The sequence below is a fragment of the Tabrizicola sp. genome (assembly GCF_030373185.1).
Classification (GTDB): Bacteria; Pseudomonadota; Alphaproteobacteria; order Rhodobacterales; family Rhodobacteraceae; genus Tabrizicola.
Window position 1 is genome coordinate 47,915 of sequence record NZ_JAUCZH010000005.1, and the last position, 11,442, is coordinate 59,356.

Consider the following 11,442-nt stretch of genomic DNA (forward strand, 5'->3'; position numbering starts at 1 on the left):
CCCCCCGTGGGATACTTGTGCAGAGAGGAAGCCGAATTCCAGTCAGATTTCCGCTGAGTGGAACACTTCTGCAAGCAAGGGGACAAGCCAGTTTTCATCCTCCGCCGTGAAGGCTGCGGGTGTATTGCTGTCAAGGTCAAGGACGCCGAGAAGCCTGCCTTTGCCGTTCCACACCGGGAGGACGAGTTCGGACTTCGTGCTGGACGAGCAGGCGATATGGTCGGGGAAGGCGTCCACGTCGGGGACGTTCAGCACCTCGCCGGTCCGGGCGGCGGCACCGCAGACTCCGCGCGAGAATGGAATGACAAGGCAGCCATGGCCGCCCTGATAGGGGCCAATCTTCAGGAGTTCGGGCGCGACCACTCGGTAAAACCCGGTCCAGTCGGCGAAAGGGTGAGCGTGGTGGAGTTCGCACACCACCGTGGCCATGAGCGCGACGGTATCCGTCTCGCCCTCGGTCAGGGCGCGGATCGCGGTGGCGATGGCGGGGCGGTCAATGTCAGTAGCCAAGGGCGCACCCGTCCTTTCTTGGATCCGAGGCGCCAATCAGGATGTCCCCATCAAGCAGGATCGCTTGCGCGCCTCCGATCGGCGTGTCGGGAATGCTGACCTGATGGCCCATGGCCGCCAGTTCGGCGCGGACCGTGTCGGAATAGCCGCGTTCGACTTGCATTCCATCCTCGCCAGAGAAGCAGCGCGGGGCGTCGATCGCAGCCTGCGGGTCGAGGCCGAAATCGGACAGATTCGATACAAAGCGGGCGTGGCCGGTAGACTGGTAGGCACCGCCCATGACGCCGAAGGGCATGATGACGCGGCCATTCTTGCGGATCATTCCGGGGATGATCGTGTGCATCGGGCGCTTGCCGGGGCCAGCCTCGTTCGGGTGGCCCTCTGCCAAAGTGAAGCCGGCGCCGCGGTTCTGGAAGTTGATCCCGAATTTCGTTGAAGCAAGGCCGGATCCGAAGCCCCAGAACACCGAATAGATCAGCGACACGGCCATCCGGTCGCGGTCGACCACAGTGATGTAGATCGTGTCGCGATGGACGGCCTCGGTAAGCGGCGCTGCGGCGGGCATCGCGCGCTTCGGGTCGATCAGGGCGGCAAGTTTCGCGGCGGTGTCAGGCGACAGCATATGGTCAAGCCGCGTGGTATGGGCCGGGTCGGCGATAAAGCGGTTGCGGGCGTCATAGGCAAGCTTGGTCGCCTCGGCCTCGATATGGGCGCGGGTGGTGCCGAAGGGATCCATCGCGGCAATATCGAAGTGTTTCAGGATGTTCAGCAGCAGGATGGCCGTGGCACCCTGGCCGTTTGGCGGGTGTTCCACCAGTTCCAACCCTTGATAGGGACCGCTGACGGGGGCGGTATAGTCGCAAGTGGTGCTGGCCAGATCATCCAGCGTATGACTGCCACCAAGGGATCGCAGCGAGGTTATCATATCCTCGGCGACCTCACCCTGGTAGAAACCGGCGCGGCCTTCGCGGGCAATGCGGCGCAAGACTTCGGCCTGACCGGGGGCGCGGAAGATCTGGCCGATGGCCGGGGCCTTGCCGTTCAGGGTGTAGAAATCGCGGGCGGCACCCTTGAGGCAGGGCAGGTCGTCGGCCCAGTCGAAGGCAACGCGCGGGGCGACGGGGATGCCTTCCTCGGCATAATGGATTGCGGGGGCAAGGACGTCGGCAAGCGGCATGAGGCCGTAATCGGCGTTCAGGCGGCAGAAGGCGTCAACCGCGCCGGGCAGGGTGACGGCCTCGATGGCCTGGGTCGGCATGGCGGTCAGGCTCCGGGCGCGCAGGGCGGCGGCGTCGAGGCCCCCGGGCGCGCGGCCAGAACCGTTGAGGGCGACAATTTCATCAGTCCCGGCCGGCTTCACCAGCACAAAGCAATCACCACCGATCCCGGTCATCTGCGGTTCTGCGATGCCAAGGACCAGTGCGCCGGCGATGGCGGCGTCAGCGGCGTTGCCGCCGGATTTCAGCACCTCGATCGCCACCCGGGCGGCGATGGGATGAGACGTGGCACAAATGCCGTTCTGCACATAGACGGCGGACCGGCCTGGTAGATGAAGATCGCGCATGATGCCCCCAGTTCAGCCGGAACCTAGAATGTCAGGATCGGGAAGCCAAGAGGCCGCAATAGAGCCCTGGCACCCGGAATGATTGGGGGGCGGTTGATCCGGGTGCCAAGGTGCAGCCCGCTTGGACCACGTCTGGCAGCTTTGGCCGTCTGTGCGGCGGCGGTCGATTGTCCGCGCGGCGAACTTGCGGCATTTGCGTACAATTCGTCTGACCCTTCTATCCCGGGATCAGAAAGCTGAGCCGGTTCTGATGGTCCGACCGGGTGTAGTGCAGGTCTTGTGTCAGGCTGCGGATCAGGTGCCAGCCAAAGCCGCCCTCTGGAAGGTCCACGCTTGGCAGGCGACCTGTGGGAAGGTTGCCGCCTGGCATGGGCTGGCCACAGTCGACAACAAGACAGGACAGGCCTGCCGCGGTCAGCCAAAGGGTCAGTGTGACGGTGCCGCCCCCCGTGGGATAGGCGTGTTCCGCGACATTGTTCAGGATTTCCGCAAGGACAAGCTCTGTCGTTGCGCGATGGTCAGCGTTCAGGTCGACCACGGGAGCGGCCGCGGTCAGGCGAGCCAGTCCGCTGCGGACAGAGGTCGGGTCGGCGGCGATCACAAGATGAAAACTGCGCTCTCCGGTCATATGGTCTGGTGCTGGATCAGGTACTTGCGGCATGAGACACTGCCGCCTCAAGTGAGGCATGGATGGTGAAGATCGAATCCATCCGCGTCAGGCGAAAGACCCTTTCCACGGTCGGCGTCAGGCCGGAAAGTTCAAGAACCCGGTCTGGCCCCAGCAGCTTTTTCACCGCGACAATCGCGCCAAGGCCGCTGGAATCAAGAAACTGCACCCGGGCCAGATCCAGCACTACGCGTTGATCCCCGGTCTGCGTCAGGTCGCGCATGCGTTCCTTGAACTGGATGGCAGACGCGGCATCAATCCGGTCTTCGATCACCAGAACGGAAAGGACTTTGGGCCGGGTCTGGGTTTGCAGGTTCATGTCGGTTCCCCTTGGCTTGCTTTCCGGCAGGCTAGGGACAAAGGGTTAGCAACCCGTAACCGTCAGTTAAGCTGGAAGGTAAGCGGATAGCGACCATCCTCGAAATCGCCGAACAGGTCGGACAGATCAGGGTGATCGACAGGCTCTCCCGTTTCATCCGGGACAAGGTTCTGTTCCGAGACATAGGCGACGTAATAACTTTGGTCGTTTTCCGCCAGCAAATGATAAAATGGCTGGTCTCTGGAAGGGCGGCTGTCTTCGGGGATGTTGTCGTACCATTCCTCGGTGTTCGAGAACATTGCATCCACGTCAAACACCACACCCCGGAACGGATGCTTCCGATGACGGAGCACCTGACCGAGGTGGTACTTGGCGCGGGTTGTCTGCATGCTTGTGATCCCCATGGCCCCTTTTACGCCTTTCGGGGTTTTCTTGTCCACCAATCAGCGGCAGCGACAAGGGAAACAGTCTGTGAACCTTAGCCTTACAGTCCGGTAACCTCGCGGTTTTCTGATTTCCGGGCTGCGTCTTGCCCATTTCATCGGCCGCATGAATGGTCTAGGTTGTGTACAAAATACAAGAAGGCACGAGGGGCAGATGAGCAGGTTTCTCCGTGCGTCGCTTTTGTTGCTGTTTCTGGCCTCTTGCGGCGGGGGCGGGGGCAACTATTCGGCGCCAAGACAACTGGACGATGCATGCGCGATCATCCGGGAACGGCCGCAATATCTGCGGGCGATGAAGTCTACTGAACGGCGCTGGGGCATTCCCGTGCATGTGCAGATGGCGACGATCCATCAGGAATCGAAATTCATCGGCAATGCGCGCACCCCGCACACCTATGCGCTGGGGGTGATTCCCATGGGTCGACAGAGCACGGCCTACGGCTACAGTCAGGCGCTGAACGGCACATGGGAGGAATATCAGGCCAGCGCAGGCGGGCGGCGGGCCAAACGCGATGACATCAATGACGCTACCGATTTCATGGGCTGGTACATGGATCAGTCCAGCCAGTCTCTGGGTATCTCCAAGGAAGATGCGGGCAACCAGTATCTGGCCTATCACGAAGGCCGCACCGGATTTGCCCGGCAAAGCTATCTTGGCAAGCCATGGCTGGTCGAGGTTGCCGCCCGGGTCGGCAAGCGGTCAGAGATGTACCGCGAACAGCTTCAGTCTTGCCGATAGTGCCGCGCAATCGGGCTTGAAGCACAGAAAACCGGGCCTCTGATCAAGGTCCGGTTTCCGTCAGTTCCGACGCTTTTTCGTTTCGGCGGTGATGTCGAACAGGCTTGCGCCCAATTGTCCGCCTTTCTTCATCTCGCCAAGGATCACCGTGGTCTGCGCGCCCAGATCGTCGGTGATGATCCATTGCCGCAGTTCCACCGGGTTGGAGGTGAAGACCAGTTCGATCGTGCCGTATTCCGGCGTTTCCGGGTCTTGCGCCCGGACGCGGGTTGCGGTGCCGTCATCGGTATGGCCCACCACCATCTTGGTGCGGGCAAGGTCGATGTTGGCCGCAAGGATCAGGTTGAGGGGCGTGCGTTTCAGCGGGTATTGCTCCGGAGGCTGGTTCGACTTTGCATCGAAGATCGCCACCTGCTGACCCCCGGCAATCACCAGACTGCGGTCGGGCGGCGCATATTCGAACCGCACGCGGCCCGGACGGCGGATATAGATCTTGCCGGTCGAGATGGTGCCGTCCGAGTTGATCTGAGTGAAGTCGGATTCCACCGTGGACAGTCCGTTCAGATACTGTGACAGCGTGGCAAGCGGAATCCTTTCAGCCGCCGCTGGCAGCGGCAGAAGAAGGGCGAGCGGGGCCAAAAGGGCGAAACGGCGGTTCATGCGTTGTATATAGCCACGGGCCGCAGCCGTTGCACCCCCGGACATGGGCCAGTCGCAAGGACGTGCCGATGCCGTGATGGCCCGTGATCCGCCATATCTTCGGCGGGATTCTTCCTGGACGGTGAATTCTTCTTCATTTTCTCGTTTAATCGATATTTTCTTCTACTGATCGGGAAGCACACGCCCGAAATCCCCAAGAAATCCCATCAGAGCGCCTGTATCTCCTGTCCAAGGAAACCAATCTGATCGGGATGGCAAAGATGAAGGTCGTGGTGCTTGGCGCGGGCGTGATCGGGGTGACTTCGGCCTGGTATCTGGCAAAGGCGGGGCATGAGGTAACGGTGATCGACCGTCAGCCCGCCGCAGCACTGGAAACCAGCTTTGCCAATGCCGGCGAGATCAGCCCCGGCTATTCCTCGCCATGGGCGGCACCCGGGATTCCGGTCAAGGCGCTGAAGTGGCTGTTCATGGAACATGCGCCCTTGATCATCCAGCCCAGGATGGACTGGACCAAGCTGTCCTGGATGGCGCGGATGTTGATGAACTGCACGGCGGATGCCTATGCGGTGAACAAGTCGCGCATGGTGCGGCTGGCGGAATACTCGCGCGATTGCCTGATGGAGTTGCGGGCTGAAACGGGGATCTCTTACGACGAACGAACCCAAGGCACTCTGCAACTGTTCCGGACGGAAAAGCAGGTGGCGGCGGCGGAAAAGGATATCGCCGTCCTGCGCGCCGATGGCGTCCCGTTCGAGGTGCTGGATGCAGATGCCTGCGTTGCGGCAGAACCGGGGCTGGCAGGCGCGCGGGGCAAGATTGCCGGCGGCCTGCGGCTTCCGGGCGATGAAACCGGCGATTGCTTCAAGTTCACCCAGTCGCTGGCGGACATGGCCCGGGCGGCTGGCGTGACTTTCCGGCATGGCGTCTCGATTGACCGCTTGGAGGCAGAAACCGGGCGGATTGCGGCGGTCCATACCTCTGAAGGGCGGGTGACGGCGGATGCCTTCGTGGTGGCGCTGGGGTCATACTCGCCCAAGTTGGTGGCGCCATTGGGGATCAAGCTGCCGGTCTATCCGGTGAAGGGCTATTCGATCACCGTGCCGGTGGTGGACGCGGCGAAGGCCCCGGTTTCCACGGTCATGGACGAAACCCACAAGATCGCCATCACCCGGCTGGGGGAGCGGATCCGCGTCGGCGGCATGGCGGAAATCGCCGGCTTCGACATGCACCTGCACCCCAAGCGGCAGGCAACGCTGACCCATTCGGTTGAAGATCTGTTCGGCGGTGCGGGCGATCAATCCCGGGCAGACTTCTGGTGCGGTCTGCGGCCAATGACGCCGGACGGCACGCCGATTGTCGGGCGGTCTTCGGTCAAGAACCTGTTTCTGAACACCGGCCATGGCACGCTGGGCTGGACAATGGCTGCGGGGTCGGGGCGGGTGCTGGCCGATATCGTCAGCGGTCGCCGGGCCGAGATCGAGGCTGCGGACCTTGGCTATGCCCGCTACCTGCGGGAAGGCCGCAAGGGAATGCGGGCTGGCGGCGGGGTGCCGGTTCCCGCGTGACCGACCGCTGATCAGCATTACCCAAGGCCGCAAGCACTTGCCTTGTCAGGTGCCTGCCCTGACCTGACACAAACCTTTCACACTGACACAAATATCTGCGCAAGCAGATGAAATCATGCGGGAAGTTCCCCAGAAAGCCGGCTTTCACCGGATGGAATCCGCATTTGCCGATTGCTTTTCGGCCCTACATGGCGACAAAACGATCAGGGGATCGGGGGGTCTGATGGGGTTGAGCGAAGCGGTTGAGGGGCAGCGACGTCAGGTCACTGTTCTTTTCGCGGATATTGTCGGGTTCACCAATATCGCCGAAACGCTTGGCGAAGAAGGTGCGTTTGACCTTGTCCGCGATCTGACCACTAACATGACAACAATCGTCTCGGCCGAACGGGGGACAGTGCAGGAATTCCGTGGCGACGGGATCATGGCCCTGTTCGGCAGCCCGATTGCGCTGGAAGACGCGCCGCTGCGGGCCTGCCGGACGGCGTTGAAGCTGCAACACATGCTGCGCGATATCGCACCGCGTTTGCAGGCGCGCTATGGGTTCAGCCCGCAAGTGCGCATCGGTATCCATGCCGGCCCCGTCATCATGGGGGAGGTGGATGATCAGCGTCAGATGCGGATGACGGCCATCGGTGACACGGTCAACATCGCCGCACGGCTTCAGGTCGAGGCCGCGCCCGGTGAAAGCCTGATCAGCGAGGTGGTCGCCGGGCAAGTTGCCGGGCAGGTCGAATTGACCGGTATGGGGGAACGCGCCATTCGCGGGAAATCCCAGCCGATGCAGATCTTGCGGCTGGACGGACTGATCGCCTCTGCCTCGCGCTTTGATGCGGCGCGGCGGCAGGGGCTGACCTCGCTGGTCGAAAGAGAGCCGGAGCTCGCCCGGCTTGAGGCGCAGCTTGACCGGGCGCGGGGCGGGCGGATCGAGTTTGTGAACATCGTCGGTGATGCCGGAATTGGCAAATCGCGCCTGATGTATGAATTCCGCAGGCAGCACGAAAAGGACGGTCTGCTGATCCTTGCGGGCGACTGCATGGCAGACGGGGTCAGCTCGGCTTTCTTGCCCTTTGTCGAACTGGTGCGCACCAGCTTTGGTATCCGCAAATCCGATACCGCCGAAACGACCGACCGCAAGTTGCGGGCCGGGCTTCAGCAGATCGGCTTCGATATCGATGCCAGTGTGCCGTATCTGATGACCCTGCTGGGCCAGAAGGATTCCTCAGGTCTTCTGGCCGGTCTGAGCGCCGACCTTATCGGCGTCAGGATGCGTCAGCTGCTGAAAGACCTTCTGTGGCACAGCTGCCGCGACCGCCCGGTCATTCTGTTTGTCGAGGATCTGCACTGGATCGACCCGGGTTCAGAACAGCTTTTGCAGCGCATTGCCGCCGCCGCTGATGCGGCCGCCGATGCGGTGCCGCTTCTGGTGGTTTGCGCCTTTCGGCCCTATTACGCCCCGCCATGGGCCGAGCGTGCCAATGTCATCCGCCTTGCGCTTGGCCCCTTGACCAATGACGGCACGGTGCAGCTTCTTTCGGAAAAGCTGGGGGTCAGCGACCTTGGGGCCGAACTGGTGCGGCTTGCCGTGGAAAAGATCGAAGGCAACCCGCTATACGCCGAAGAGATCGCCAAATTCCTGAAATCGCGCCGCAGCGACCTGCCGGATCAGGGCCCGTCGCCGCCCGGGATCGTCTTGCCCGCCAACCTTCAGAACCTGATCATGGAACGCTTTGATCAGCTTGACGAACAGACCCGGTCCGTCCTGCATGCGGCCTCGGTGGCGGGCCGTCGGTTCAAATCCGACCTGATTGCCGATGTGATGGGCCGCACCGTTCCAGTGGAGCTTTGTCTGGCCGAGGCAGAGCAGCTTGAAATCTTGCACCGCGTAACCGGGCCTGACGCAGATTTCATCTTCAACCACGCGCTTGTGCAGGACGCCGTCTATGCCACCTTGATGACAGCGCAAAAGCGCAGTCTGCATGGCCGGGTCGGGCTGGCGCTGGAGGCCCGGTTTTCCGGCCGAGAAGCGGATATCGCCGATACGCTGGCAAACCATTTCACCCAGACCGACCTGTTTGAAAAGGCGATCACCTATCTGACGATTGCGGGGCAGAAGAACCTACGGATCTTCTCGCTGGAGGTGGCAGACAGCTATTTCGTTCAGGCGGTCGAGATGATGGACCGGCACGGTATCGACATCGGGGCAGAGTTCAGCGCCCAGCTTCTGTCGGACTGGCTGGAGGTGCAGCAGTGGCGCGCTGACTTTGATCGGTCGATCCGTATTTTCGAACCACGTCTGACGCAGATCGAAGACCTGTCGGGAACCCGCCGCTATGCGCAGATTCTGGCGCTTCTGGGTGTGGCCTATGTTCAGCAATACCGCTACCGCGAAGCCGACATCCTGCTTGAAAAGGCGCTTCAGGCTGGCGAGGAACGGAACGAACAGGCCGCCATCGCGCATGCCTTGCTTGGGCTTATGGTGATCGAATGTGTGCGCCCGCGAAACGGGTCGTTTGCGATCGTGAAGTCAATCTATGACCGCCTTGACGCGATGGCGTTTGAAAAGGACCAGCTATATTTCCAGACCTTTGCCCGGTTCTATCTGTCATGGAGCATGATGATCCGCGGTGATCTGGACCCGTCGCTTGCACTGGGCCTTGGCACGATCGAGATCGGCCACCGCGAAAACTATCCGGGCGCCATCGGTTTTGGTTCGACCGCCGCCGCCTATATCGAATGCATCTGCGAAAACTTCGATCGCTCCATCGCCTATGCCGAAGACGGGGTCAGGCTTGCGGGCGGGATCGTGGACAAGCTGATCTGTCTCAGCATGAAGGGGTTGTCACTGACCCTTGGTGGACGCGCCGCTGAAGGGCTTGATCTCTTGCTGGATGTCCGCCGCCAGTTGGAAGAGATGCGATATCTTAGCCTTTTCAACATTGTCGACATGCCGATCGGTCTGGCGCTGGCCTCAGTCGGGGATCTTGAAAAGGGTCTGTCTTGGCTGGATCGGGCGGCCCTTGACCATCTGGACCACAAGAACCCGCACGGTGCTTGCGTGACCAACTTCGTGGCGGGAGAGATCTACCGTCAGATGGCCTCGGGCAAGGAAAAACCCAGCGCAGACCTGCTGCGGCGCAACTTCTGGTTCCTGATTCGCCGCTTGCCCTTTGCCCGCCGCCACGCGCTGCGGCACTATGATCAAGCCATATCTATCGGCAGGCAGGCGGCGCTGCATGGCGTGACGGCGCAGGCGATGCTGGGCAAGGCCCGGATCCAGCGGCTGGCACGGCAGCCCGACGCCGCGCAACAGACCCTTGCCGCAGCGCGGGACGAGCTGTCGCATGTCAGCTGGTCGTGGCTTGAACACCAGATCGCGGCGGAAGAAGCCAGCCTCAGGCGTTGATATTGGCGTCGATGGCTGACGGCCTGATCAGCCACGGGGCAGCGTTGTGGGGATAGGCCGGGTCGTCATAGCGTTTGTCCAGCGCCAGAAGCTCGGCCTGGAACTGCCGGAACAGCGCGGCTCCGGTGGCATCAAGGCCCATGTCGCTGAAATCCTGCGCCAGTTTGGCGCGGCGGACGTTCAGGTTGAAATTGGCATTCAACAGCCGCTGATAGATGTCCACCGGCAGGCGGCGCTGGTCGGTGTAGACCCGCACCGGATTGCGGTCGACCCAAAGCTGGTAGTTCCACATCACGCTGCCCAGTGCTTCGTGCTGCACCGCCGCCATGTAGATCAGCCCACCGATGAGCCGCGCCAGACCGGCCTTTGTCAGATCAGCCGCTGTGATCGGGCCAGATACCCGTTCTACCCCGTTGGGAATGGCCGCCTCCAGCCCGGCCAGCCAGTTGATCACCACGCCATCGGCGCGCAGATCGGCGTCGGTCGGGTAGTATTGGTCGATATAGCGGGCTGCATGGGCGTGCATCACGTCGTAAAGCTCGACCAGATTTTGCTGGACGGGTGACACAAGGTTCATCCCGGAAAGCCTGCGATCCTCCCAATCAAGTTCCGGGACGATCACGCTGATCCGGTATTTGAGATGGGTCCGCTCGAACAGATCGCACATCCCCTGATGGGTGAAGGAAAAGATCGACTCGAATTCACCCCGGGGCAGCATCTGGCCCTTGGTCACCAGAAAGTTGCTGTTCTGCGTGCCATACATATGCGGCCAGACCAGACGGCAGATCGGATGATCGGGCGGCATCCGGTTGCGGGTCACGATTGCGAAATGCCCGCCGCAGGCAAGGTGGACCCAGTTGAAATGGCGCACCATCGACACTTGCGTCGAGGCCGCGCACATCGCAATGGCCTTTGCCCGTGGCCAGTGCGGGCTGTCGGGTGTGATCTGGCCAAGGGCGCAGTCGATCCGCACGGCGCGGACGGTTCCGGCATTGGCCGGGTCGGGCGCAAAGATCACCCGGCAGTCGACAGGCTCAAGCCCCGGGTTCAGTTCATGGTCCTTCAGGTCCGAGAAATCCCAGACCAGATCAGCGCCATCGCGCTGCAAAAAGCAGGCATAGGGGCTGTTCAGCGCCATCCCGCCAAGATCAGGCCCGCCCGGCCCGAACAGTTCCACCGGCTTTTTCGGTTTATTCGGATAGATCGCCTGATAGCGGTCATTGAAGGCGTCCTTCAATGCCACGTCGATATCGGGGTTAATACCGGGGAGGTCCGGCTGATTGGCGGGGTAATATTTGTACATCCACTGCCGCAGGGCATAGGCGTAATGCATCTTGGCGGAATATTCATCCTCGGGGATCCGGTCGGCAACCTGGATATTTCGAACACCTATGGCAGGCTCTTTAACCACCATTGCAACGGGCTGGAGCAACGGCTTGGTTTCGGTTGGAACCGGAATCGGCAAGACCTTCTTGCCCTTGAAAATCAGGATGAACATCGAATCCCAGATGAACCTGCGAATGGTCCAGGACAGGGGAAGACTATCGGTCATTGAAAACCTGCTTTCTGAAT

The 11,442-nt window shown here is 61.5% G+C and carries 10 protein-coding genes; 3 read left to right on the forward strand and 7 right to left on the reverse strand.

The window, feature by feature from the left end:
- Nucleotides 1-42: 42 nt before the first annotated feature.
- The 5 genes from QUV21_RS11250 to hspQ form a co-directional block, all read right to left on the reverse strand.
- On the reverse strand, nt 43-429 hold the full coding sequence (locus QUV21_RS11250) for a GAF domain-containing protein (RefSeq protein ID WP_366907976.1): 387 nt from the start codon (nt 427-429) through the stop codon (nt 43-45).
- 70 nt (nt 430-499) lie between these two features.
- Nucleotides 500-2,074 (reverse strand): gamma-glutamyltransferase family protein, encoded by a 1,575-nt coding sequence (locus QUV21_RS11255; protein WP_300855007.1) that lies wholly within the window; start codon nt 2,072-2,074, stop codon nt 500-502.
- A 217-nt stretch (nt 2,075-2,291) separates the two neighbouring features.
- Complete coding sequence (locus QUV21_RS11260; RefSeq protein ID WP_300855009.1) at nt 2,292-2,735, reverse strand: ATP-binding protein; 444 nt, start codon at nt 2,733-2,735, stop codon at nt 2,292-2,294.
- Nucleotides 2,719-3,060 (reverse strand): STAS domain-containing protein, encoded by a 342-nt coding sequence (locus QUV21_RS11265; protein WP_300855011.1) that lies wholly within the window; start codon nt 3,058-3,060, stop codon nt 2,719-2,721. Before QUV21_RS11265 ends, QUV21_RS11260 begins: the two co-directional genes overlap by 17 nt.
- 62 nt (nt 3,061-3,122) lie before the next feature.
- Nucleotides 3,123-3,449, reverse strand: a complete 327-nt coding sequence (hspQ, locus tag QUV21_RS11270; protein WP_300855013.1) for a heat shock protein HspQ — start codon at nt 3,447-3,449, stop codon at nt 3,123-3,125.
- Nucleotides 3,450-3,657: 208 nt separating this feature from the next.
- On the opposite strand from hspQ, the gene QUV21_RS11275 reads away from it, so the two are divergent.
- Entirely contained in the window at nt 3,658-4,242 is a 585-nt protein-coding gene (locus QUV21_RS11275; protein ID WP_300855015.1) for a lytic transglycosylase, read from the forward strand.
- Between the two features lie 60 nt (nt 4,243-4,302).
- On the opposite strand, the gene QUV21_RS11280 is transcribed toward QUV21_RS11275, so the two are convergent.
- Nucleotides 4,303-4,902 carry an outer membrane lipoprotein carrier protein LolA gene (locus QUV21_RS11280; RefSeq protein WP_300855016.1) on the reverse strand — a complete coding sequence of 200 codons (600 nt, stop codon included), beginning with the start codon at nt 4,900-4,902 and terminating at the stop codon, nt 4,303-4,305.
- 260 nt (nt 4,903-5,162) lie between these two features.
- Between QUV21_RS11280 and QUV21_RS11285 the strand changes: the two genes are divergently transcribed.
- Nucleotides 5,163-6,467 carry a D-amino acid dehydrogenase gene (locus tag QUV21_RS11285; protein ID WP_366907978.1) on the forward strand — a complete coding sequence of 435 codons (1,305 nt, stop codon included), beginning with the start codon at nt 5,163-5,165 and terminating at the stop codon, nt 6,465-6,467.
- Nucleotides 6,468-6,582: 115 nt separating this feature from the next.
- Nucleotides 6,583-9,870 carry an adenylate/guanylate cyclase domain-containing protein gene (locus QUV21_RS11290; protein WP_300855018.1) on the forward strand — a complete coding sequence of 1,096 codons (3,288 nt, stop codon included), beginning with the start codon at nt 6,583-6,585 and terminating at the stop codon, nt 9,868-9,870.
- Here the strand turns inward: QUV21_RS11290 and QUV21_RS11295 are convergent.
- Complete coding sequence (locus tag QUV21_RS11295; RefSeq protein ID WP_300855019.1) at nt 9,860-11,422, reverse strand: hypothetical protein; 1,563 nt, start codon at nt 11,420-11,422, stop codon at nt 9,860-9,862. The two genes, QUV21_RS11290 and QUV21_RS11295, sit on opposite strands and share 11 nt — an antisense overlap.
- Between the last annotated feature and the right edge of the window lie 20 nt (nt 11,423-11,442).